Source organism: Brevibacillus sp. WF146 (genome assembly GCF_001673705.2).
GTDB lineage: Bacteria > Bacillota > Bacilli > Brevibacillales > Brevibacillaceae > Brevibacillus > Brevibacillus thermoruber.
The window spans coordinates 2,965,853-2,990,091 of the sequence record NZ_CP109943.1 but is presented as its reverse complement, the minus strand read 5'-3'; the positions used below and the strand labels follow the sequence as shown (position 1 = coordinate 2,990,091).

Below are 24,239 nucleotides of genomic sequence, written 5' to 3'. Positions count from 1 at the left end.
GGAGAGGAGAACGAACATGAACAAACGCGCATGGATCGGAATCGCCGGGTTCTTGACCGGCATTGTCGTGCTGGGGACGTATTTGCTGGGACCGGGAGCGGCCAACGTGGCGGGACAGCGTGGAACGCAGGTGACCGGCGTAATCGAGGGAACCGAGGTGGATTTGTCGTTTAAGATGGGCGGCTCGATTGCCGAGATCGCCGTAAAGGAAGGTGACGAGGTAAAAGCGGGGCAGTTGGTGGCAACGCTGAACAGCGACGAACTGCTGGCGAAACGGGAACAGGCGGAGGCCGCCTATCGCCTGGCGCTGGTCCGTCTGGAACAGGCGAAAAAAGGCGTGGCGATCACCGACAGCACCGTAAGCGCGCAGGTGGAACAGGCGAAAGCGGCAGTGGACGCGGCCAAAGCGCAGTACGAGGCCAGCAAGAACGGGGCGCGCTCCGAAGAAGTGGCCCAGTTGAAGGCGAAGCTGCAGGCCGCCCAGACCGCCAAGGACATCGCCGCCACCCAGTTGGAGCGGATGAAAAAGCTGTTTGCCGACGGAGCCGTTCCGCAGGCGAAAGTGGAAGAGGCGCAGATGCAGTACGAACAAGCGGAGGCCGAACTGAAAGCGACAAACGAACAGCTCAAGATGGCCCAGTCCGGAGCGCGCCAGGAGCAGCTGGAAGCGGCCAAGGCGCAGTGGGAGCAGGCGAAAGCCGCTTACGACCAAGCGGTGGCGTCGCGCGGACAGGTGGGTGTGAAACAGCTTGACGTCAAATCGGCGGAAGCGGGCGTTCAGCAGGCCAAAGGGGCGCTGGACGAGATTGACGCGTACCTGAAAAACACCAAGCTGACCGCACCGGTGGACGGCATCGTCAAGTCGGTCGCCGTGCAAAAAGGGGAGCTGGTGGCGCAGGGCTATACGGTTGTGACGCTGCAGGCGAAAACGGACAACTACGTGAAGTTTTACGTGGACGAATACGCGCTGTCCACGGTAAAGGTGGGCGACAAGGCGGCCCTGCACGTGCCGGCGCTGAACCGCGACGTGCAGGCGAAGATCGTCAGCGTGGCGCCCGCAGCCGATTTCGCCGTGAAGAAAGCGACCCAGGAACTGGGCGACAGGGACATCCGCTCCTTCCAGGTCAAAATGACGGTGACCGATCCCGAACTGCGACCGGGCTTGACGGTCGAGTGGAACGTCGAAGGGGCTGGTGTCGGTGAGTAACTTCTCCCGCCTGCTCCTTCAGGAGTGGCGCAACATCTATACGAACAAGACGATCCGCCTGGTGCTGTTCGTGGTGCCGCTGCTGTACATGACCCTGTTCGGGTTTTTGTACAGCCAAAAAAAGGTGATGGAGATTCCCACCGTGCTGGTGGACGCGGACCAGTCGGAACTGAGCCGCGAGCTGTACCGCGCCTTTGAGGTGGACCAGACCTTCCACATCACCCACATCGTCGGCACGGAAGCGGAGGCGATGAACCTGATCGACCGGGGACAGGCGCACATGGCCGTAATCATTCCCGCCGATCTGGAGAAAGACGTGAAGGCGGGGCGGGAGGCCGAAGTGCTGACCGTCATCGACGGCAGCAACATGCTGATTTCCAACACCGCGGTCCGGGCCGCCAACACCGTGATCAAGACGGTCTCGGCCGGCGTCACGCTGAAGAAGCTGGAGGCCCAGGGCGGCTGGGGAGAAGAAGGGAAAAACCTGTTCACGGGCATCGACTACCGCTACCGTGTATTGTACAACCCGACGTTCAGCTACTTGACGTTCATGGTCTTCGGTCTGGCCGGAACGGTGCTGCAGCAGGTGCTGTTTTTGGGCGTAGCCCTCTCCGTCGCCCAGCAGAAAGAAGCGGGGACATGGTCGTCCACCCTGAGGGAAAACGGCTTCTGGACGATTGCCTTGAGCAAGCTGCTGCCTTATCTGCTGGTGGCCACCTTTAATCTGATGCTGACATTTGTTTTATTGTTAAAGGGATTTGAGATCCCGTACCACGGCAGCACGGCCCATCTGCTGATCGTGGGCACCGCCTTTAACCTCGCCGTGCTGGCGATCGGATTCGCCATCTCGTTCTGGTCCAAGGACCAACTGCAGGCCACCCAGATCGCCATGCTGATCGCGGTGCCGTCGTTCATGCTGTCGGGGTACACCTGGCCGCTGATGTCCATGCCTGCGGCCGTTGCGGCCATTGGCAAGTCGCTGCCACTCACGTATTTCCTCAACGGCGTCCGGGAAATCCTGAACAAGGGACACGACCTGTCCTACCTGACACACGATCTGGCGGTCCTGGCGTTCATGGCGCTGCTCGGCCTCTTTGCGGCGTACGTCGCCTACCAGTTCCAGACGCGGAAAGCGGCCCTTCCCGAGGCGGAGTCGACAAGTGCATAGCAGGATATGGTGAAAAGAAATTCTTGTGTTGTAAAGAACCTATCCTTTATACTATTCAGAAAAGGGCGGATTCTTTCAACGCGAGGGGGACACTATGTCAGCGACTCATCTGAAGCAATTGTGCGAAGACACGTACACGAAGTTGAAGAAGGTAAGCATGGAGCTGGAGCGCTTTCTGAACCAAGTGACACTGGCGGGGCTTGTGGCCCAATCCGGCGATCCGGAGGAGTACGAGGCTTACTACCGCGACTATCTCTCCGACTTGCGGCACCTGCTGGTCTACTGCGAAAATGCATACGAGCGGCTGGGTGTGGCGCTCCGGCGAGCCAAGTTCAACGAGGAGTTTGCCGAAGAGGTTCTGTACCAGGTGTATCACTCCTGTGTGAACAACTTCTACTACCCCAAGGGGGAAGTGTACGACGAAGACGGACGTTATTCGTACACCGGTCATGACGCAATTATTTTCCGCAAAGAGGTAACCCCTGAGCTCAAACAACTGACCATTTCCCTGTCCAAGGTGTTTGAGCAGCTGCGTGACGATCTGCAGTACTACGAAACGGATTACATCACAAAGAAACGGATGCAAAAAGCGTAAATCGAGAACAGCCCTCCGAGGCAGACAGGCACGATCGGACCGTGCCGCTGCCGGGAGGGCTTTTTTGCGCAGTTGTCTGATCGATGCTTACACCCCAACGGGCTGCCGGATGCGGCGAACCAGCGCCTCCACCTCGTCCAGCATGGCGGCCCGTTCCGCTTCGCTCACGTACGGAACGGCGGCAAAGTTGCGGTAGGTCACGTCATAGCCGATCAGCTTCAGCGTCCCGTCCACAATCTGCTTGCGGATCACCTCGTCAAACCCGTCGGCGCGCATCTCCTGTTCCGACTGGCGGGTGGTGGTAAAGACGAGCGCCTGCTTTCCGCTCAGCATGCCGACCGGTCCGTCATCGCCGTAGCGGAACGCGAACCCGTCCGTAAAGACGCGGTCCAGGTACCCTTTCAGGATGGCGGGCGGTGACCACCACCAGACCGGGTAGATCATGACCAGCAGGTCGGCGTCGGTGACCAGTACCTGCTCCTCTTCCACATCGGCCTGGGCCCGGCCTTGACTGGCCAGGCGCATGTCCTCCCCGTCAAAGACCGGCTGAAACCCGATCCGGTACAGGTCGCGGACAACAGGACGGATGCCGGCCGCTTCACATGCGGTGACGACGCGCTGCAAGATTTGGTGGGCAAAGCTGGTGTTTCCTTCGTGGGCAAACACGATGCACGCTTTCATCGAACCCCTCCTGTTGCGGAATCACTCGTTCTTACAGTCCAAAGCGAAGACGGAGCAAAAACTTGTGCAGCAGTTCGCCGATGGTCTCCGGCTGCTTCACCTGGCCTGTGGCTGCCGGTTGAACCTGCCTGAGCGCCGCATTCACGTCGATCATGCCGAACCCGTACAGCTTGTCCTTGCCGGGAGGGCCCAAATCGACCGAGGACTGGCGAATAATCTGCATGACCTCCGTGTTTTTCAGGTGGGGACTGACGGAGCGGATGAGCGAAGCCAGCGCCGCTACGTGCGGACACGCCATGGAGGTGCCGGACAGGGCGGCGTAATCGCTGTGAATGTAGGTGCTGGGGATGTCGACACCGGGCGCGGCCACATCCACATAGTCCCCGAAGTTGGAAAAATCGGCCCGCTGTCTGTTGTGGTCGACGGCGGCGACGGACATGACCTCCTCGTAGGCGGCCGGATAGCTGGGCTGGTTGGTCGCGTCGTTGCCGGATGCGGCCACCAGCACCACGTTGTGGTCAAACGCGTAGCGGCATGCTTCCTTCAAGGCGGCCGACGAAGTGTAGTTGCCCACGCTCAGATTGATCACGTCGGCGCCGTGGTCGGTCGCCCAGTAAATCCCTTGGGCGATGTCGAATGCGGAGCCGGCCCCGTCTGCGCCGATCGCCTTGATCGGCATCAGCTTGCCGTTCCAGGACATGCCGGCGATGCCGTCGGCGTTGTTGGTCTTGGCGGCTATCACCCCGGCGACGTGGGTGCCGTGACCGTTGTCGTCCTGGGGGACGTTGTTGTCTTCCAGCACGTTGTAGCCGTCCACCAGTTTGCCGGCAAATTCCGGGTGGCGCAAATCAATGCCCGTGTCGACGACCGCCACCACGACGTCGCTGGAGCCCCGGCTGATGTCCCAGCTTTGTTCCATGCCAATCAGGGGGAGGTTCCATTGGTACTCGCGGTAATAGGGGTCGTTGGGCCGGCGGTTGGGCAGCAGCAGGTAGTTGGGTTCCGCGTAGACGGAATCGGGATGCTCCGCCAGTTTTTTCATCAACTGCCGGGTGGTCAAACTGCGCGACTTGATGATCATCGCCTGCCCATAATCCCGCTTGATCCGGCCGTCCACCGAGGCCAGCAGCTTCTGGATGGCGGCTTGATCGGGGCGGGGAGAAAAGCGAACCACGACCTCATGCTCCACATAGTGGCTGCGGTCGCGTGTATTGTGGCGCAGGGTTTTGATGTGGGCGCTCTTTTCCAGCCCGCGCCGCGTGTCTTTTACCTGCTCGATGTAGTTGATCCGCGGAATGTTCGCCGAAAGCGAAGTAACCTGGGGGTGAGGTTCGCTCATTTCCTGCTGCTGGTGCCAGCGAAGCGGGATCACGGCCAGCCCGACCAGAGCGATCGCTGCGATAATCGGGGGTAAGACTCGCACAAAAAACTCACTCCCTCCATGCTGTATAGATATAGCGTGCGCACGGAGGGAGCGATTATGACGGAAAAAGCTGACAGGCTTCCTCGTCTTAGTATTCCTCGTCTTCTAGATCAGGCCGAGCTGGCGCAGCCCGTACTGGATGCCCGCTTCATTGACGTGGCGGGTCACCATGTTGGCCAGCGGCTTCAACTGCTCGTGAGCGTTGCCCATCGCCACGCCCATGCCGACGTAGGCGAGCATTTCCCTGTCGTTCAAGCCGTCGCCGAACGCCACGGCCTCTTCCGGCTTGAGTCCGTAATGGCGCAGCACCGCTTCAATGCCGCGCGCCTTGGAGCCGTTGGGGGGCAGCACGTCGAGTACGACGCGGTGCCAGCGAACGAACGACACGTCGTCACGAAACCGGGTGAAGTAGAGGTGTTCCTCCTGTTCACTGCAGTAGAGAAACGCCTGGTAGATGGACGCGTCCTCCCAGAAGCGCTCACGACAGACGGGGGGCGCCAGGCGCAGGGAATGAAACGACTCGATTACGTGCGGATGATCGGCGGTGTTGGCATAACAGGAATTGGCGCTGAGGAATACCATCGGGTGGCCGTTGGCGCGGGCCGTCGCTTCCAGGTCGGCCAGCGTTTCTTTGGCCAGCGGCGTCTCGCGGATCAGCCGTCCCTCCGCGACCACGTACGAGCCGTTGAACCCGACATAGGTGTCGATCCCCAGTTCCTCGGCAACCGGCAGCAGATGGTACGGAGCGCGGCCTGTGGCGATTGCGACCCGGACGCCGTTTTCCTTCAACTGCCGGACAGCCCTCCGCGTCTCTTCGGGGATGGCATGATCGGTATTCAGCAGCGTCCCGTCAATGTCAAAAAACACAATTTTGTATGACATGATCTCTCCCTCTCCACAAACAGGAAAAAGGGAATGCCGGCGGGGACATCCCTTTTTTTCTCTTTAATTCGTTTAGAATACAGCCGTTTCCGTCTCGCTGTCAAACACGTGGCACTTGGACAAATCCATGCCCAGTTTGACGGACATCCGCGGCTTTATGCCTTCGCGGGCGTCGACGCGGGCCACAAGCTGCGTGCCGCCGACATTGGAAAAGTAGACGAACAGTTCGGAGCCCATGTTCTCGACGACGTCCACCTCCGCCGTGACGGTGCTGTCGAACGGATTGGCTTCGATAAACTGATTGTCGCTGTAAATGTCTTCCGGGCGGATGCCGAACGTGACCTGCTTGCCGGCATACCCTTTCTCCCGCAAAACCTTCGCCTTGTCTTCCGGGAATCGGACCCGCAGGTTGGCGGCTTCGAAAAGAAGCTGGCCGTCCTGCTCGGCGACGCGCCCCGTAATGAAGTTCATCGCCGGGGAACCGATAAAGCTGGCCACAAACTGGTTGACCGGGTGGTTGTAAATGTCGGTCGGGGTCGCCACCTGCTGGATGACGCCGTCTTTCATCACGACGATGCGGTCGCCCATGGTCATCGCTTCGGTCTGGTCGTGGGTCACGTAAATCACGGTCGTGTTGAGCCGCTGGTGCAGCTTCAGGATTTCCGTGCGCATCTGGACGCGCAGTTTGGCGTCCAGGTTGGACAGCGGTTCGTCCATGAGGAACACCTGCGGCTCGCGGACGATGGCTCGTCCCAGGGCGACGCGCTGCCGCTGGCCGCCGGAGAGCGCCTTTGGCTTGCGGTCGAGCAGGTGGGCGATGTCAAGAATCCGCGCCGCTTCCTGGATGCGCTTGTCGATCTCCGCTTTGGAAAACTTGCGCAGCTTGAGGCCAAACGCCATGTTTTCGTAGACGTTCATGTGCGGGTAGAGGGCGTAGCTTTGAAACACCATGGCGATGTCGCGGTCCTTGGGGGCCACGTCATTGACCCGCCGGTCCCCGATGTACAAGTCGCCTTCGGAGATTTCCTCCAGTCCGGCGATCATCCGCAGCGTGGTCGATTTGCCGCATCCGGACGGACCGACCAGCACGAGAAACTCGCGGTCTTCAATCTCCAGGTGAAAGTCGTGTACGGCGGTTACATGGCTGCCGTACCGTTTGTACACGTGATGGAGCGTTACTTTTGCCAACTCCGGCACCTCCGTCTTCCCGAAAGTTGCAAAGCTGTCGTTCCTGATCGCTGTACCCACATGTTACCAGTCGGGAATCGGCGGCTCTACGGTCAAATTGTACGAATTGTTTGGTCAATGTTGCCGAAACAGGAGAAACAACTGCAGCAGCACGGCATCGGGAAACTGCCGGGGGTCCAGGCCGGTCTCTTCCGTCAGCTTGTCCAGACGGTAGAGCAGGGAATTGCGGTGCAGAAACAACTGCCGGGCGGCCTCGCTCACATTCAACTGCCGGGCAAACAAGGTCTCCAGCGTCTCGATCTGTTCGCGGCTCAGCTTTGGTGCCGGCATCATGCGTGAGAGCGTGTCGCCCAACAGGGAGGCGGTGTCGGAAGGCAGGGAGGCGGCCCACCGCTCCAGCGGGAACTGCCGCCTGTCCGCGACCATGACCCGCGGCCGGTATTTCTGCAGGGCGCGGGAGAGGCGGAGGCAGTCGTCCAGCGCCTGGCCCAGGAGGGCTGGCGTCTCCACGGCCGGTCCGAGAATGACGCGCACGTTTTCCATCAGCTCGGTGGAGATCAGGTCGTGCAGGCCAAAGGCCCACTCCAGCCAGTCCTCCGTATCGCCGCCGTCCAGGGCGGAGACGGGAACGGCCAGGAGCAGGTGGGACGGACGGACCGGAAACAGCGAGACGGGGGCTCCTTTGAAAAAATTGTGCAGGAGCGGCTGCACTGCGGGCAGCTCAAACAGCCCTTCGCTCCGGGAGGATTCCAACAGGAAGCAGACGCGCCTCTCCCGCCACGCCCAGAGCCGTTCCAGTCCGTCGGGCGGGGAAGCGGGCTGGCCGGCCGCCACTTCCGTCAGCCAGGCGGTGACCTGTTCCTGGGCGGAGCCGGCCTGTTCGGGCTTGGCCAACAGCAGCGTCAGCAGCGCACGTGCGGCATCGGGCCACTGGGCCGGCCAAATGGCTACCATCCAGGTCCGGCCGGCGGAAGACCCGCTCTGCACGATCTCCCAGCCGGCCTGCTCCTGTGCGGCGCGGACGGCCTCGCTGTCCTCCTGCGCCACGTTCAGATACGCGATCGGCAGACCTGTCGCCTGCCGAATTCGTTTCACTTCCCGTTTCCATGCGTCCATATCCGGCACCCCGTTTCACAGCGAGATGCCATTATTATACCTTACTCAAGGGCCAGTGTGCGGGCGGCTTCTGTCGCAACCGCGCCCGGCTTGGCTGCGACGACGCCTGGTTTTGCGGCGGGGCTTTTCGTTCGAGCTGCAGCGGCTGTCTCCGCTGTCGGATGGCCGGACAGCGAGCCTGCGGGAACCAGCGTGTGCAGCGTGATCTCCGGACGGGAACGGAGACGGATGTTGATCCCCGTCTGCCCCAAGCCCTCGCTGATGTAAAAGGGGCGTCCCTCGTAGCGATGCAGCCCTTTTACCATGTTCAGCTTGGGCAGGCGGCCCATCTTGACGAGGTGAAACGGTTTGGGCCAGTGAATCTGCCCGCCGTGAAAGTGGCCGGACAGCAGATAGTCGTACGGATAGTCCCGCATTTCCAGGACGAGGTTGGGATCGTGCGTCAGTACGAGGCGCACGCCTTCTGCCGGCACATGCTGAAACGACGCGGCCAGGTTGCTGCGGCCGGTGGAGTAGTCGTCCACGCCGATCACGTGCACCGGCACTCCGTTGTGGAGCACCGTCTCGTGCTGGTTCACCAGCACCCGGCAGCCGATCCGTTCCAGCTCCGCTTTCAACAGCCCCAGCTTCGGGGGAGCCAGCACGTAGTCATGGTTGCCGAAGACGACGAAGGTGCCGAGGCGCGGTTTCAGTTTCATCACGGTTTCCACGTAGGCCACCGCTTTGGGAATATTTTTATGGCGGTCCAACAGGTCCCCGGTAATTGCGATCAAATCGATGCGCTGTCCGGAAAAGTCCCGGACGATCCGCTCCGCGTCGATGGAGATGTTTTCCATGTGCAGGTCGGACAGGTGCAGCACGGCAAGCGGCTCGAAGCTGGCGGATTCGCCGAGGCGTTCCGACGGCTGGACGGCCACGTTGACGCGGCGGGTGTTCAGATCAAACGTATTGCGGTAGGCGCGCGCAAGCAAAACGGCAAAAAGAGACAATATCAAAAACCAGAACATCTGGTGTCACCTCCGCTTTCTAGCAAACTACCTGATCATTATACAAGATTTTTTCCGCTTTCTCATAAGTAGGTTTCTGGCAGCAGGAATTTGTCGGGAAGTGCAGAAATATTATGAAAAAGCTGAATGAAGCAGTGATCCTTCAGTCATACAAGGAGAGTGAGAGAATGAAAGTCGAACTGATTCCGCCCACGGAAGGACGGTTCAACCTGCAGAACTACGAAGAGGCTTACGCCAACTTTGACTGGGCCGACGTGGAAAAGCAGTTTTCCTGGTACGAAACGGGAAAAGTCAACATCGCGTACGAGGCGATCGACCGTCACCTGCAGACGGAGCGCAAAGACAAAATCGCCCTGCTGTACAGCGACGCGACCAGAGACGAGCGCTACACGTTCGCACAGTTGAGCGAACTGTCCAACAAATTCGGCAATGTGCTGCGCAGCCTGGGCATTGCCAAGGGCGACCGCGTTTTCGTGTTCATGCCTCGTTCGCCGGAGCTTTATGTAAGCGTTTTAGGGACGTTGAAAATCGGTGCGATCGTGGGGCCGCTGTTTGAGGCGTTCATGGAAGCGGCTGTCCGCGACCGGCTGGAGGACAGCGAGGCGGTCGCCATCGTCACCACGCCTGCGCTGCTACCCCGCGTTCCGGTGAAAGATCTGCCGGCCTTGAAGCACGTCATCCTGGTCGGGGCCACGGACGGTCTCGAGGAAGGGCAAATCAGCTATGAAACAGCGATGGCATCCGCATCCCCCGAACTGGAGATCGAGTGGGTGGACCGCGAAGACGGCATGCTCCTGCACTACACCTCCGGCTCCACCGGCAAGCCGAAAGGGGTGCTGCACGTTCACAACGCGATGATCCAGCACTACCAGACCGGCAAATGGGTCCTCGATCTCCAGGAAGACGACATCTACTGGTGCACCGCTGACCCGGGCTGGGTAACCGGTACGGCCTACGGGATTTTTGCCCCCTGGCTGAACGGCGCCACCAACGTGGTGCGCGGCGGACGGTTCAAGCCGGAAGAGTGGTACGACACCATTCAAAAGTACAAGGTGACCGTTTGGTACAGCGCCCCGACCTCCTTCCGCATGCTGATGGGGGCAGGCGACGAAATCGTGAAGCGCTTCGACCTGTCGTCGCTGCGCCACATCCTCAGCGTCGGCGAACCGCTCAACCCGGAAGTGGTCTACTGGGGCATGCGCGTCTTCCGCCAGCGCATCCACGATACCTGGTGGATGACGGAGACGGGGGGACAGCTCATCTGCAACTACAAGTGCATGGCGATCAAGCCTGGCTCGATGGGCAAGCCCTTCCCCGGCGTCTACGCGGCCATCCTGGACGATCAGGGAAACGAACTGCCGCCCAACCGGATGGGCAATCTGGCCATCCGCACCGGCTGGCCGTCGATGATGCGCAACATCTGGAAAAATCCAGCGAAGTATGAGGAGTACTTCCGCTTCCCGGGCTGGTACGTGTCCGGCGACTCCGCCTACAAGGACGAGGACGGCTACTTCTGGTTCCAGGGCCGCATCGACGACGTGATCAACACCTCCGGCGAGCGCGTCGGTCCGTTTGAAGTGGAAAGCAAGCTGGTGGAACACCCGGCGGTGGCGGAAGCGGGCGTCATCGGCAAGCCGGACCCGGTACGCGGGGAAATCATCAAGGCGTTTATCTCCCTGCGCGCGGGCTACGAACCGAGCGAAGAGCTGATGGAAGACATCCGCAAATTCGTCAAGGAAGGCTTCGCCGCGCATGCCGCGCCGCGCGAAATCGAATTCCTCGACAAGCTGCCGAAGACGCGTTCCGGCAAGATCATGCGCCGCGTGCTCAAAGCGTGGGAGCTGGGCCTGCCGACCGGCGACCTGTCCACGATGGAAGACTGATCCCCGCCATAAAAGAAAAATCTCCTGTGCAGGATGCGCAGGAGATTTTTTGTGGTGCGCCCGGCATGGGCGGTAGCTATAGGGTGAAAGTCCCGAACGGGGGTTGGCTGTACCAACCGTTAGCCTAAGGCAAGGGTGTCCGCCGCGAGGCGGAATCTGAAGGAAGCCGGCGGCAAAGTCCCGACCTGAGGTACACGAACCCGATTTGAGGCTGTTGTACTTGGGCGAGCCTGCCGCACAAGGTGAAGCCCCATACAGCCAAAGGGTACAACAGTAAATTGGGCAGGTACATGGGACGAAGGCTACCGCTCTTACCCGGGGAGGTCTGCATGGTACGCCTACTATCGTTGGCAACCGCCTCCGTGAGGGGGCGTTGAACATGCAGAAGTCAGCAGAGGCCATAGTACCCCAATCGGGGACGCCTGAGGGGGAAGGGCCGAACATCAAGTCAGCATATGTCCCAACCTCTTTCGATACGGTGTGTCGAAGCAGAATTCAGAACTGGAACTTCCTCTGGAGAGTAGGGGTGAAGCCCCGAGGGTACAGAGAAGGGCTGAGCATCGTACGGCAAGCTTGGCGACATGTGCGCGGAGGAAGGAGTATCGTTATGGATCTGCTGGAGAAGGTTCTGTCTCGGGACAACCTCACGGCCGCCCTCAAACGAGTGGAAGCCAACAAAGGCGCTGCGGGAGTCGACGGTGTTTCAACTGAACAACTGCGCGACTACCTTCGCCTGCACTGGGCGACCATCCGGTCGCAAATCGAGACGGAAACCTACAAACCGACTCCTGTTCGCAGGGTCGAAATCCCGAAACCTGACGGGGGAATACGGTTGCTAGGCATCCCTACCGTGGTAGATCGCTTCATCCAGCAGGCCATCCTGCAGGTATTGACTCCCATCTTTGACCCAGAATTCTCCGATTCAAGCCTCGGATTCCGCCCGGGTCGCCGCGCTCACAATGCTGTGCAGAGAGCGCAACAGTACATCAAGGAAGGATTCCGGTATGTGGTCGACATCGACCTGGAGAAGTTCTTCGACCGGGTCAACCATGACATCCTGATGAGCCGGGTAGCCCGCAAGGTGAAGGACAAGCGTCTCCTTAAACTAATCCGCGCTTACCTGCAATCCGGAGTTATGGTCAACGGAGTGTGCGTCTCAACGGAAGAGGGTACACCGCAAGGTGGCCCCCTGAGTCCGTTGTTGGCCAACATTCTGCTGGACGACTTGGACAAGGAACTGGAAAGGAGGGGACACCGTTTCTGCCGCTATGCGGACGACTGCAACATCTATGTCCGCACCAAACGCGCGGGGGAACGGGTAAAGGCGAGCGTGGAGCGATACTTGACCAGGGTGCTCAAACTCAAGATAAACCAACAGAAAAGTGCGGTAGATCGGCCGTGCAATCGAAAGTTCCTCGGCTTTAGCTTTGCTCCGGGAAAAGAGGCACGGATACGCCTGCATCCCAAATCGATCATCCGGTTAAAAGAACGAATTCGCCAACTGACCAACCCGCATTGGAGCATCCCTATACAGGAGCGAATTCAAAAACTCAACCAATACCTCATGGGATGGATCGGATATTTTGCGTTGGCTGAGGCGAAAACCCACCTCCTGCGGATTGAGGAATGGATTCGCCGAAGGCTCCGTCTCTGCCTGTGGACGCAATGGAAACGAATCCGTACGCGATACCGCGAACTTCGTTCCCTCGGTCTTCCCCACAGCAAAGCACTGGAGATTGCAAATACCCGCAAGGGTGCATGGCGAACAACCAAATCTCCGCACATTCACAAAGCCCTTGGTATTACCTACTGGCAACAACAAGGGCTCATGAGTTTGGTGCAGCGATATTTCGCACTTCGTCAAGCTTGATGAACCGCCGTATACCGGACGGTATGTACGGTGGTGTGAGAGGACGGGGGTTAGTCGCCCCCTCCTACTCGATTTACGAATGGGAATGGCCGTGCGCATGGCCGCCTTTCGCGGGTCCCCCGTGTTCGCATGCCAGTTCGGCGTGCCGGACCGTTTCGTCTTCGATCTGGATGGTCACGTGGGAGATGCCAAACTCGTCGTGCAGCAGCCGGATCGCTTCGTTCAGGATCGGATAGCTGGGCCGGTCGTCCTCCACGGTCAGATGGCAGGTGAGCGAATCAAATCCGGACGTGACGGTCCAGACGTGCAGGTCGTGCACACCCTTTACCCCGTCGAGGTGCAGCAGGCGTTCGCTGACGCGGGCGACGTCAATGCGGGCCGGCGATCCTTCCATCAGGATGTTGACCGATTCCTTGGTCACGCGCCACGAGCTGAGCAGGATCAGGACGGCGACGACGATGCTGATCAGCGGGTCGGTGATGTACCAGCCGAACCAGAGCATCAGGAGCCCGCCGATGATGGCCCCGACGGAGCCGAGCAGGTCGCCCAGCACGTGCAGTAAGGCGCTGCGCACGTTTACGTTTTCCCGATAGTCGCCGCGCATCAGCACGTACGCGGCGGCGACGTTGGCGGCAAGCCCCAGCGAGGCGATCAGGATCATGGTGCCGCTCGCCACTTCCGGAGGGGTGCGCAGCCGCTCGTACGCCTCCCAGAGGATCGCCAGCGAGATCACGGCCAGCGTGACGCCGTTGGTCAAAGCGGCCAGGATTTCCAGGCGGCGCAGCCCAAACGTCTTTTGGTTCGAAGGAGGACGGGCGGCCACGTGCAGCGCCACCAGACTCAAGAGCAGGGCGGAGGCGTCGCTGACCATGTGACCGGCGTCGGACAGGAGCGCCAGACTGTTTGTCAGAATGCCGCCGACGATTTCCACGACGAGAAAGGCTGTGATGATCAACAGCGCGATCAGCAGGGCGCGCTTGCTGGCCCCTTTGCCGTGATGGTGATGGCCGTGGCTGTCGTCGTGGGCATGGCCGTGATGGTGATGCAAACCCATGCGGATTCCCCCTTACGTCACATGATGTCGGCCGGACGTGTGCAGGATGTGCGAGAACAGGTAACGCGCATCCTCGCCAACCCCGCCCAGGAGAGCGGAGGTCCGGCGGTACTGCCACGGCAGGCCGAGAAAGTAGAGGCCGGCGGCTGGCGTGACGCCGCGCCGGTGAATCGGACGGCCGTTTGCGTCCAATACGCCCGGGACATGAAGCCAGTCATACGTGCACCTGAATCCGGTCGCCCAGATGATGTTGGCCGCTTCCGCCTGACTGCCGTCCGAAAAGGTTGCGATGCGGCCGGACAGGCGGACGGTCCGCCCCGTCACGCGCAGCCGTCCCTCTTGTTCCAGGCGGTGGAGCTGCCGCTTGTAGCCAATGATCGGATCGGGCCGCCTGCTCAGCCATTGTCCCGGCAGGGTGGTGACGGGAATGGAGGTGAACCCGGACAGCTTGAGGTACCAAAAGATAGGTTTTCCCAAAAGACGCAGGGGAAGAAATGGACGCGGCCGCCCCATGGAGAGAACAACCGGTCTGGAGGCGGCCAGTTCCACAGCGATCTGGACCCCCTGAATTGCCGGACCCGGCCACCAGGACCGGTCCGGGGCGGAGCTGGCATTCGTTTTTGTACGCAGCCGTATGCAGTTGGACGACATCCGGGGCAGCATCCCGGTGGATCGCGGGGATCCACGGTGTCTGAAACGGTCCCGTGGCGATCACGACCTGCCGGGCGAACCACTGCTCCTGTCCACTGGCGACGAGAAACCCATCGCCGTGCCTCTCAACCGACGAGACGGGCGATTTCGTCCGGACAGGCAGGGAGAAGTGGGCGGCATACTGTTCCAGGTAGTCAGCCACGTCGTCTTTTGCAGGCAGTCCGTCCCGCTCTCCGGGGAAGGGCAGGCCGGGCAGGTCGCTGCAAGAGCGCGGGGTGAACAGGACGAGCGTGTCGTACCGCTGCCGCCAGCTATCGCCCACCCGCTCGCACTGGTCGACAATCAGGAAGCGGAGCCCCGCCTGCCGCAGGTAATAGCCCATGGCCAGCCCCGCCTGGCCGGCGCCGATCACCAGCACATCATACGCGTTCATACGATTGTCCCCTTTTCCCATGTGATGGCAAGAAAATCATAACATATTAACGTATGAACACTCAATCATATGTTTGGATGTTTGGGATGCATCTGCCCCTTCCAGGCGGTCAAACCTGGCGCAATGCCGGACGGCGACAAGCAAAGAAGCATGTTTCCGCGTTCTCCGCGGAGACATGCTTCTTACAGTGCCGATCAATTCGAAATAGTCGAAACAAATTTGCTGCCCAAACGGCCCGGTGTGTGCCGGATCAGCCGGTGGCAACCGACTCGGCGGCAGGCCGGGTGTAGACCCGATGGGGCTGGAGATCGCCCCGATGTCTGACGTACAGCGGCCCCCATGCCGGATTGGCATCGTGCATGCTTTTCAACACGGTGACCATGCGTTGGAAAATCTCCGGGATGTTGGCGCCCTGTCCCAGCGCGCCGGTGACGGCGGCAGCCACCACATGGGCGGCGTACATCCCCGACACGTAGCAATCGTTCAGGTCGCCGGCGGAGGCGAGATGGGAGCGAATGCTGGCGGCAATTTGCTCGTCGCGGTCGTGCCAGTTCTGGATCTGGGCCAGCGCGTGGTCCTCCAGGCTCTTCAACGGCGACTCCGCGATGGCGGCGGCGACGGCGGCGGCGGAACGCTTTGCCGTATCGGCGTCGACGGTCGTTCGCCCCAACACGATCGTGCCGAGGTCTTTGTCCGTTTCCGCCGCGAGGGCGTCCGCCCAGAGCGGCGCGCCGTCAAAACGGAGCAGCCGGACGGTCTCGGCCGCCAAGTATCCGCGCAGGATGTCAGCGGGGTGGGGATCGTAGTCGGGACCCGTATTGCGCAGCTTGGGCGTGCCTCCCCAAGCGCCGTTCAAGGCGCGGAAGTAACCGATCAAGCCAATGCCCGCGGCCGGACCCATGTTGAGAACGCCCAGCACGTCGGAGGCGGTTTCATCGATGCGGAGCGCCCAGTACTCGGCCAAGCTCCGGCTGAACTTTTGTCCGATAAGTTCCTGGCGGACAACCTGTGACAGCTCCTGCAGCAGCCCCGTATCGGCGTGCAGAATGTCGTGTCCGGCCGTTTCGTGGGCGAGCGCGGGCCAGGCGAGCAGGCCCTGCTTGGCATGGGAGGGGGGCAGGTTGACAATGCCCGTCTCCAGTCCAAAGTGGGCCGCGGCGTCCACCGGCCACGTGTACGGCCCGTACTGGGGCCGTCCCCATTTGACAAGCGGGGCAATCACGCTGTGGTCCGGAGGTTTGATTCCGGCTCGGTCACCCGCGCTGAGAAAACCGTCGTACAAGTCGCTGACCACTTCCTGAAAGGCATCCGTCGCGGTCTGTTCGTACCCTTCCCCGTTTTGCAGAATCGCCTGGACGATGTCCATGAGAAGACCCGCTTCCCGTTCCCGGTCCGGGTCGCGCTTGAGCAGTTCGTCAAATCCGGACTCGGACAGCTCGTCCAGTGCGCGTGCGATCGGCTGGAACACTTTCTCCCGATAAAGCGGCGGCAGTTTCTCCCGTGCCGCTTCCAGGCGAATCAGCAGCTGCCGGTAATCCGTCGGGTCGGCCGGTCCGGCGTTTGTATCCAACGCGGCCGTTTTCGCATCTTCCACACACGCCTGCAGGTTGGAAAAATCAGGGTGGTTCATCCGTAGCGCCTCCCATCGTCAAGAGATTTTCTCCGGACATGCGTCAACGTCAACCATCGTGAAAACGGACCGTGATCGGGGGGATCACCTCCTTTTCAGGTGTGGGCGAGACGGTTCGGCTTGGATGAGTGATGGATAGGAAACAGCGATAGGGAGAGGAAGCGATTCCGGAGCCGGGCAGCGGAGGAGAGATGAGCTGGCTCGGGAATCATGCCGGAATGGCTGCAGGGATTTGAAGTGGAACGGTTTGTGTGTGGCGGCGCTCCACGCCTGACAGGATGAGGTGTCGCACGCGATCGCCATCGAGCGCCTTGAACATGGCGGCCGCGCCTTTCGTTTCGTGCACGCGGGGGATCAGGCGGTCCCCTTGTGTCCGGCAGCGAACCGAATCCCGCATGCGTCGTGCGCAGGTTCCTCGTGCCGTTCCCTGGTGTTCACGCGATCACCTCTTGCAGCTATTATAAAACGGAATGGCTGGAAAAAAAAGTGTGTGAGTCATTTTCCGCCAATTCCTTTGTAAAATGATGAGGACAAGAATGGCTGCAAAGGGATGGAGGTAGCGAACGTGCTGGCCAAACTCCGAACGTTTTTCATTGAGATAATGGGCGCCGTCCTCCTGGGGCTGGCCGTCGTCTGGCTGACGGCGAGAAGCGGAGACGGCTTGTTTTCCCCGGGCAGGCTGGAGTTGTCCGGGCGCTGGCTGGACGTCAAAACCCTGTTTCTTAGCATTGTGCTGGAGGCAATTCCGTTTGTCCTGCTGGGCGTGTTTTTCTCCGCCTTTATCCAGACGTTCGTCACGGAAGAGCAGGTCCGCCGCTGGACGCCGCGCAATCCGCTGCTGGCGCTCCCGTTTGCCGGACTGCTCGGTTTTCTGTTTCCCGTCTGCGAATGCGCCGTCATCCCCGTGGTGCGGCGGCTGATCCAAAAAGGCATGCCTGTCCACGTCGGGATCGTCTTTTTGCTCGCCGGGCCGATCGTCAATCCGGTCGTGCTGTCGTCCACCTTTCTCGCGTTTCAGCGGCAGCCCGACATGGCGCTGTACCGGGCGGCAGCCGGTTTGATCGTCGCGCTTGCGGCCGGCGTGCTCGTCTGGCTGTTTGTCCGCCGCAGTCCGCTGCGCCTAGGAGTAGAGCGGCAGATTCTGCATGAGGCCGCCCATACGGAAGCGATCCGCGGAAAGCTGAGCGCCACCCTTTCCCACGCGGTGGACGAATTTTTTGACATGGGAAAATACTTGCTGTTCGGTGCCCTGATCAGCGCGCTGCTCCAGGTCTTCGTCAGCCGGGACACGCTGCTCTCGATCGGGCAGACGCCGCTCACCTCCCACCTGGTGATGATGGGGATGGCATACCTGTTTTCCCTGTGCTCGGAGGCGGACGCGTTTATCGCCGCATCCTTTGCCAACACGTTTCACGCGGGCTCGCTGCTTGCGTTTCTCGTCTACGGCCCGATGCTGGACCTGAAAAACACGTTGATGCTGTTCAGCACGTTTCGGGCCGGGTTCGTCGTGAAGCTGCTGGTGACGGTGACGCTCCTGGTGCTGGTCGTCACCATGCTGATGCCGACATGAGGGGAGGAAGATCGAGGTGCAACCGTCAACAGTCAAACGTCACTACATCATGCGCAGCCTGATCCTGCTGGGATTTACCCTGCTGCTCGCCGATCTGATCGTCACCGGCCGCCTCAGCCACTACCTGGCGCCCCGGCTGCACATGCTCAGCTACGTAACCGTCGCCATCCTGGCGCTTCTGACAGCCGTCAGCATCCGGCAGGCAGTGGTCGGTCCGGACTCGTACGAGTGCGACTGTGGAGACGCCCACAAGGTGCCGCGCAGTCCCTTCACCGCGCTGGTGGTCTACGGACTGTTTGCCCTGCCGCTGGTGATGGGGCTTGTGCTGCCGGACAAGACGCTGGGCAGCGCGGTCGCGGAAAAGCGCGGCGTCACGCTGCTGACCGGAGAGGGAAAATGGGTGCAATCCGTCGGCAGTTCGACAAAGCCGGGGTCGGATCAGGCGGGTTCGCCCGCGCCTGACGCCAACGCGATGACGGACGGGACGGAGAAGGCGAAAGGGGCGGGTGAGACGGGGAATACAACGGTGTCCGGCAATGGCGGCCCAGGCAGGTCCGATGCCCCCGAAAAAGCGGGGGACAGTGGGAGTCCCAACCAGTCGGCTCCGAAAACCGACGAGGAGATCCGCCAGCAATTTGCCGCCAACAGCTTCGGCGATTTTTACACGGACATCGCCGTATCCCTGTACAAGCAGCCGGTGATTCACCTGGACGACAAGCTGTTTCTCGACGGCCTGACGACGATGGAGCTGTACGCCAAGGAATTTGCCGGCAAGGAGCTGGAAACGCTCGGCTTTGTTTACCGCGAACCCGGTTTTACGCCGCAGCAGTTTGTCGTCGCCCGCTTTTCCGTCTCCTGCTGCACCGCGGACGCCACCGTCTTCGGCATCCTGGTGGAAGACAAGGCGGCGAGCAAATGGGCGACGGACAGTTGGGTGAAGGTGAGGGGGAAACTGGAGCTTCGCAGCGTGGACGGATACGACATGCTGGTGCTGAAGGCGACCCGGATCCAGCCCGTCAAGGCGCCCAAGGATCCGTACGTGTACTACGACTTCAACGCCGCTGCCCCATAGAAGCGGCTGGGGGACAGGTGAACGCATCACCTGTCCCCGTCATTTTTTCAGCAGACGGTGGCGGACCGCATAGGCGGCCAACTGTACCCGATTGGCCAACTGCAGTTTTTCCAAGATGTTTTTGATGTGGTTTTTTACCGTGTTTTCCGCGATAATCAGCGCGTCGCTGATCTCCCGGTTGGTTTTGCCGGCCCCCACGTACATGACGATCTCCCGTTCGCGCGGGGTGAGCACGTCCGGCGTCGGCTCGTCCAGTCTTTCCTCCTGGCGGAAGCGGTGAAGCAGCCGCGTCGCCATTTCGCGGGAGACGTCGCTGTCTTCCCCCAGAAGGGCATGCAGATAGGTGATCCAGTCGTCCGGCTCCAGGTTTTTCAGCAGGTACCCCTGGGCGCCGAACTGGATGGCGGTGATCAGGTCGCCGACATCGTCGGATACGCTGAGGATCACCACCTTGATGTGCGGGTACGCTTTTTTCACTTCCCGCGTGGCTTCGAGGCCGCTCCACCTGGGCATGTTGATGTCCATCAGCACCAGATCGGGCTGAAGCTGTCCGCAGAGGGTGTACGCCTCCTCTCCGTCGGCCGCCTCGCCGATCACCTCAAAGGACGGATCTTGTTCCAACAGGCTGCGGATCGCCATTCGCGCCATGGGATGGTCGTCGGCAATCAACACCCGGTATGCGTTCATCTCCCCATTCCTCCGTTTCCGGCCGTCAGCCGAATCTCCGTGCCACCTGCCGCGCGCTGGCGGATGACGATGGCGGCGCCCAACTGCTTGGCGCGCTCGCACATCATCGCGAGGCCGTATTTTTTCGCTTCGCCGTCAATCGGCGGGATTCCGATGCCGTCGTCTTCAATCACGAGCTGCCAGTTTCCGGGACCGGCGCCAACCAGCTTCAGCCACGCGTGGCGGGCATTGGCGTGCTTGCGGATGTTGGCAAACGCCTCCTGGATGACGCCGAACAACTGCACCTCTTCGGCCGGTGAAAAAAAGCCGTCGTCCAGCTTCACCTCCTGCGTCACATCCACTCCCGACAGCGCGCTCCACTGGGAGAGCCACTTTTCCACGCGCTGCGTGAAGCTGCTGCCTTCTTCGGGCAGGGAGCGCAGGTTGAAAATCGCCTGCCGGACGTGATTGTCGATGGCCGAAACAGCCACCCGCGCATCCTCAAGCTGTCCCTGCTTCAGCTTGACGTTGAGGAAAAAGAGCGACTGGGCGATGCCGTCGTGCAGTTCCCGCGCCAGCCGTTCCCGCTCCTCATACACTGCGCGGCGCGCCTGTTCTTCCACCAGCTTGGCATTCATCCGCTCGATCTTGCGGAACATCCAGGTGGCAAACAGAAACGAAAGCAGCAGGGTCAGGATCGTAATGTAGACGTTGCCTGTTTCCATCGACAGGTATTCGAGCAGAAAATCGTGCCGGACAAATTCAAAGCCGCCGATGATGAATGGCGGCAGGAGAACGGTCAGCCAGTAGAGGCTGCGGTACGTCATGCCAAAACCCCTTCCTTTTGCCTGATCCTTCAAACCTCGTATCTAGTATACCGAAGGAGCCGGGCGGATGATATACTCGGGTAAGAGCGAGAGACTGACAGGAGGAGAAAACATGAGCACGGTTGCAAAAGCGATGACCATCGCGGGTTCGGACAGCGGAGGCGGCGCCGGCATCCAGGCGGACCTGAAGACGTTCCATCAGCTCGGCGTCTACGGCACCAGCGCCATCACGGCGGTGACGGCGCAAAATACCCTGGGGGTGGCGGGGGTCTACCCGCTGCCGACCGAAGCGGTGACGCAACAAATCCGCGAAGTCCTGCGGGACATCGGCGCGGACGCGGCCAAGACGGGCATGCTGTTTGACGCGGCGATCATCCGGGCGGTGGCGGAGGAAGTGCGCGCGTTTCGCCTGGAAAAGCTGGTGGTCGACCCGGTGATGGTCGCCAAGGGCGGGGCCAAGCTGCTGCTGGACGAAGCGATTGACGCGCTGAAAACACACCTGCTCCCGCTGGCCGAAGTGGTGACGCCCAACCTGCCGGAAGCGGAGTGCCTGACCGGCATGACGATCCGCACGCCGGCGGACATGCGGGAAGGGGCAAAGGCGATTCACGCCCTGGGCGCACGCCATGTGCTGATGAAAGGCGGACACCTGGACGGCGAGGAGATCGTCGACATGCTGTACGATGGACAAGCGTTTTACGAAATGGCCCACAGCCGCATTCATACCCGGCACACCCACGGGACCGGCTGCACCTTTTCCGCGGCCCTGACGGCGGAACTGGCCAAGGGGAAACCGCTGGTGGAAGCAGTGGAGCGGGCCAACCGATTCATCGTCCAGGCCATCGCCACCGCACCGCAAATCGGCGGTGGGCACGGCCCGACCAATCACTGGGCAACCATTGAATAAAACAGCAGCAGAGAGCCCGAGGAGACCTCGGGCTCTTCGTTATGGAGGAAGGGCGGTCGAACGTCCGGGTGACGGCCCGAGCCGCCGATGCCAAACGTTCCGTCCGGCCGATGGCAGCCGTTCCAACTGACCGCAGCCGATCATTTGATGGAGACGGTAAAATCCCCATTCAGTTTCGCGGGATAATAGGACAGGGTAAACCGATACGTGGACGGAACGCCCTTCTCCGTTTTCCGTTTGAACAGTTCCCCATAATGCTGGAGGCCGCCGTCCGCGTAGGAAGTCCCCTGGACATGCTCGTACTCGTTGCCCCGGTCATCGGTAAAATCCCGGACATACGGGTGAAACTGGTGAAGATCTCGCTCCTCCACCCGCAGACCGAGGTCCAGCCCCACCACGTCTCCGTTCTGCCGCAGGGCTTCCACCCGCAGTCTGTCGTCCGGCGCCTGCAGCAGCCGGCCGGTTTTCGCGTCGATGACCACGTGCAATTTGTCCTTGTCCAGGGCCCGGATGCCGTCGGCTGTCACGTACAGCTTTTCCGGCGGGGTAAAGTAGCTGCTCTCCAGGTAGTAGACCACGCTGTCCTCGTCGACGGGACGGCTGGATACGCCGTTCCCCCAGAAGGCGAACGTCTCCCCTTTTTCGTTGACCAGACGCAGGTTGTCAAAGCCGAAGATGCGCTTGCTGTTTTTCGGGTCGAAGCGGATGGCCACCTCCGTCTGCGTCGGATAGACGGTGACGCGCTCCACCGTGATGGCCTGACCGTCCACGATCACCGTTTTGTTGACGGGGTACACCTTTTCTGTCAGGTCGGCGAATGTGGACTTGTCGATCGGGATGTCCACGGACAAGGGTTCCCATACCTGACCGTCCACGGACAGGGTGACCTTGGCGGTGATGCGGTCCGGGATCGGGACGTCATCTTGCATGTAGACATCCAGCTTGTTTTGATTCACGACCGCCTCCTCGTCAACAGGCAGGAGAGACCAAGAGATCCCCGCCTCCAACTGTTTTCCCGCCGGATCGTACAGTTCCAGATTTTCCAGCTCCGTCACATGTCCCGGCTCCGTGTACTTAATGGTGTAAAAAATCAGCATCCGTTTTTTGTCCATCAACACCTGATCCACCGTAAAGCTCACCTTGTCGCGGACGGCTGAAATGCCAACCGGCTGGGTCAAACCGTGGCGGGCTGCCATCTGCAGTCCCTTGTCGTACTGGATCAGCTCCACCAGCGGCTTCAAGCCGGGCACATGGCTGACGTAGGCGGCGACGGCGGGGGAGAGGCGGATGGAGAAGACCAGCCCCAGCATCAGCACGCAGGCGGTCAGCGCCGACCAGCCAATCCGGCGCAGGCGTTGCGTGCGCATCTGCCGCCGCCGCGCTTCCACCATGCCGGCCAGGATGTAGTGATCCGCCTGTTCCGGGACCGCCACATGCTGATACCGCTCCCTGATCTCGGTCAACTGCTGTTCCGTTTTTTCCCGGTCACGCACCGTGATCACCATCCTTTTCCCAGATCTTCGCGCAGGGCGCCGAGCGCCTTGTGCAGCCACGTCTTGATCGTGCCTTCCGGGTGGCCGAGCAGGGAGGCAATTTCCCGGATGGTCAAATCTTCAAAGTACTTCAAAATGATCACCTGGCGCTGGACGGGAGTCAGGCGGGACAGTGCCTCGTCGATCTGCATCCGGCTGTCGGTGTCCTCCACGTGGGCGGCCTCCCGTTCGGTCGGCTCCACCTGCCAGCGCCGCTTTCGCTTTTGCTCGTCAATGCAGGTGTGAATCATGATCCGCGTCAGCCAGGTGGACACGTAGGCGGGAGTTTTCAGCTTGGAGAGCTTCAGGTAGGCCCGGCAGGTCACTTCCTGCAGCGCTTCCAGGGCGTCCGTCTCGTTGCGGAAAAAAGCGTAGGCCACCTTGTACAGTTTTTCCTTGTGTGCGCGAATCAATTGGTAAAACGCGTCGTCGTCTCCGCGCTGCGCGGCCGCGACAAGCTGTTCCAGGTTCACGTCGACCCCTCCCGTCTTATTAGACGCCCGGGAGCGGCAAACGGTTTTGCCTGCGCGCGGTTGATCCGCTGTCCAGGTTGAACCGGATGCCCTGCAGCTGCTTACAGTATGGTATCGAGCATGGAAAGGACGGGTGGAACCAAACATGTGGATCAAATGGAGGACTATTCACGAATCATACGGATTGCCGCGAATGGCCCAGGAGTGCCGGCGGTATCTGGAAACGAGGGGAGTGCGGGTGAGGCTCTTGGCGCAGCGGACAAAGCGGGCCGGACACGTCTACGTGCTGCAGGTGCCTGCGGAGGAGCGGGAAGAGGCCGAGCAGTGGCTGCGCCGCTTCAAACAGACCTTGCAGTAGGTGCCAGCCAGGTTTCTCCGCGGTGGACGTTCGGCGGGCAGGAGAT

The 24,239-nt window shown here is 60.8% G+C and carries 21 protein-coding genes and 1 pseudogene; 9 read left to right on the top strand and 13 right to left on the bottom strand.

All coding sequences use genetic code 11. The annotated features are described in order from the left end of the window. Positions 1–16: 16 nt before the first annotated feature. The 3 genes from A6764_RS14805 to A6764_RS14795 all read left to right on the top strand — a co-directional run bounded on the left by A6764_RS14805 (position 17) and on the right by A6764_RS14795 (position 2,970). Entirely contained in the window at positions 17–1,207 is a 1,191-nt protein-coding gene (locus A6764_RS14805; RefSeq protein ID WP_065066124.1) for an HlyD family secretion protein, read from the top strand. Then, positions 1,200–2,375 (top strand): ABC transporter permease, encoded by a 1,176-nt coding sequence (locus A6764_RS14800; protein ID WP_065066125.1) that lies wholly within the window; start codon positions 1,200–1,202, stop codon positions 2,373–2,375. Before A6764_RS14805 ends, A6764_RS14800 begins: the two co-directional genes overlap by 8 nt. Before the next feature lie 94 nt (positions 2,376–2,469). Then, positions 2,470–2,970, top strand: coding sequence for a DUF3907 family protein (locus A6764_RS14795; protein WP_035298197.1), 501 nt, complete (start codon positions 2,470–2,472; stop codon positions 2,968–2,970). 87 nt (positions 2,971–3,057) lie between these two features. On the opposite strand, the gene A6764_RS14790 is transcribed toward A6764_RS14795, so the two are convergent. The 6 genes from A6764_RS14790 to A6764_RS14765 all read right to left on the bottom strand — a co-directional run bounded on the left by A6764_RS14790 (position 3,058) and on the right by A6764_RS14765 (position 9,267). Next, positions 3,058–3,651 (bottom strand): NAD(P)H-dependent oxidoreductase, encoded by a 594-nt coding sequence (locus A6764_RS14790; protein WP_065066126.1) that lies wholly within the window; start codon positions 3,649–3,651, stop codon positions 3,058–3,060. Positions 3,652–3,682: 31 nt separating this feature from the next. Then, the gene (locus A6764_RS14785; RefSeq protein ID WP_029099257.1) at positions 3,683–5,074 is read right to left on the bottom strand and encodes a S8 family peptidase; all 1,392 of its coding nucleotides are present in this window, start codon (positions 5,072–5,074) and stop codon (positions 3,683–3,685) included. 105 nt (positions 5,075–5,179) lie between these two features. Next, on the bottom strand, positions 5,180–5,956 hold the full coding sequence (locus tag A6764_RS14780) for a Cof-type HAD-IIB family hydrolase (protein ID WP_065066127.1): 777 nt from the start codon (positions 5,954–5,956) through the stop codon (positions 5,180–5,182). 72 nt (positions 5,957–6,028) lie between these two features. Continuing rightward, a complete protein-coding gene (locus A6764_RS14775; protein WP_029099259.1) occupies positions 6,029–7,144 on the bottom strand; it encodes an ABC transporter ATP-binding protein in 1,116 nt (371 codons plus the stop codon). Positions 7,145–7,258: 114 nt separating this feature from the next. Beyond that, a complete protein-coding gene (locus A6764_RS14770) occupies positions 7,259–8,260 on the bottom strand; it encodes a PucR family transcriptional regulator (RefSeq protein ID WP_264622269.1) in 1,002 nt (333 codons plus the stop codon). Positions 8,261–8,301: 41 nt separating this feature from the next. Continuing rightward, positions 8,302–9,267, bottom strand: a complete 966-nt coding sequence (locus tag A6764_RS14765) for a metallophosphoesterase (RefSeq protein WP_081904233.1) — start codon at positions 9,265–9,267, stop codon at positions 8,302–8,304. 167 nt (positions 9,268–9,434) lie between these two features. Here A6764_RS14765 and acsA point away from each other — a divergent pair, with 167 nt between their 5' ends. Together acsA and ltrA are read left to right on the top strand one after the other, a co-directional pair. Beyond that, positions 9,435–11,150 (top strand): acetate--CoA ligase, encoded by a 1,716-nt coding sequence (gene acsA / locus A6764_RS14760; RefSeq protein WP_029099261.1) that lies wholly within the window; start codon positions 9,435–9,437, stop codon positions 11,148–11,150. Positions 11,151–11,757: 607 nt separating this feature from the next. Beyond that, positions 11,758–13,020: a group II intron reverse transcriptase/maturase gene (gene ltrA, locus A6764_RS14755; protein ID WP_065068426.1), complete on the top strand. Its 1,263-nt coding sequence runs from the start codon at positions 11,758–11,760 to the stop codon at positions 13,018–13,020. A gap of 73 nt (positions 13,021–13,093) precedes the next feature. On the opposite strand, the gene A6764_RS14750 is transcribed toward ltrA, so the two are convergent. From A6764_RS14750 to A6764_RS14740, 3 genes and pseudogenes are all read right to left on the bottom strand, one after another. Continuing rightward, positions 13,094–14,074, bottom strand: a complete 981-nt coding sequence (locus A6764_RS14750; RefSeq protein ID WP_065066129.1) for a cation diffusion facilitator family transporter — start codon at positions 14,072–14,074, stop codon at positions 13,094–13,096. Between the two features lie 12 nt (positions 14,075–14,086). Then, a pseudogene (locus tag A6764_RS14745) lies at positions 14,087–15,158 on the bottom strand (flavin-containing monooxygenase). A 250-nt stretch (positions 15,159–15,408) separates the two neighbouring features. Beyond that, positions 15,409–16,788 carry a hypothetical protein gene (locus A6764_RS14740; protein ID WP_065066130.1) on the bottom strand — a complete coding sequence of 460 codons (1,380 nt, stop codon included), beginning with the start codon at positions 16,786–16,788 and terminating at the stop codon, positions 15,409–15,411. Positions 16,789–17,353: 565 nt separating this feature from the next. Between A6764_RS14740 and A6764_RS14735 the strand changes: the two genes are divergently transcribed. Beyond that, positions 17,354–18,358, top strand: coding sequence for a permease (locus tag A6764_RS14735; RefSeq protein WP_083989690.1), 1,005 nt, complete (start codon positions 17,354–17,356; stop codon positions 18,356–18,358). A gap of 49 nt (positions 18,359–18,407) precedes the next feature. Next, complete coding sequence (locus tag A6764_RS14730; protein WP_413541993.1) at positions 18,408–19,430, top strand: TIGR03943 family putative permease subunit; 1,023 nt, start codon at positions 18,408–18,410, stop codon at positions 19,428–19,430. 39 nt (positions 19,431–19,469) lie between these two features. Here A6764_RS14730 and A6764_RS14725 read toward each other — a convergent pair whose 3' ends face one another. Both A6764_RS14725 and A6764_RS14720 read right to left on the bottom strand, forming a co-directional pair. Continuing rightward, complete coding sequence (locus tag A6764_RS14725) at positions 19,470–20,117, bottom strand: response regulator (RefSeq protein WP_035298184.1); 648 nt, start codon at positions 20,115–20,117, stop codon at positions 19,470–19,472. Then, entirely contained in the window at positions 20,114–20,923 is an 810-nt protein-coding gene (locus A6764_RS14720; protein ID WP_065066132.1) for a sensor histidine kinase, read from the bottom strand. The genes A6764_RS14725 and A6764_RS14720 overlap by 4 nt, the downstream gene beginning before the upstream one ends. Positions 20,924–21,035: 112 nt before the next feature. On the opposite strand from A6764_RS14720, the gene thiD reads away from it, so the two are divergent. After that, positions 21,036–21,830: a bifunctional hydroxymethylpyrimidine kinase/phosphomethylpyrimidine kinase gene (gene thiD, locus A6764_RS14715; protein WP_029099268.1), complete on the top strand. Its 795-nt coding sequence runs from the start codon at positions 21,036–21,038 to the stop codon at positions 21,828–21,830. Between the two features lie 140 nt (positions 21,831–21,970). On the opposite strand, the gene A6764_RS14710 is transcribed toward thiD, so the two are convergent. Next, the gene (locus A6764_RS14710) at positions 21,971–23,323 is read right to left on the bottom strand and encodes a DUF4179 domain-containing protein (RefSeq protein WP_255309582.1); all 1,353 of its coding nucleotides are present in this window, start codon (positions 23,321–23,323) and stop codon (positions 21,971–21,973) included. 5 nt (positions 23,324–23,328) lie between these two features. Next, positions 23,329–23,835 (bottom strand): sigma-70 family RNA polymerase sigma factor, encoded by a 507-nt coding sequence (locus A6764_RS14705; RefSeq protein ID WP_065066133.1) that lies wholly within the window; start codon positions 23,833–23,835, stop codon positions 23,329–23,331. A gap of 145 nt (positions 23,836–23,980) precedes the next feature. On the opposite strand from A6764_RS14705, the gene A6764_RS14700 reads away from it, so the two are divergent. Continuing rightward, positions 23,981–24,193 (top strand): hypothetical protein, encoded by a 213-nt coding sequence (locus A6764_RS14700; RefSeq protein WP_029099271.1) that lies wholly within the window; start codon positions 23,981–23,983, stop codon positions 24,191–24,193. Positions 24,194–24,239: the final 46 nt, after the last annotated feature.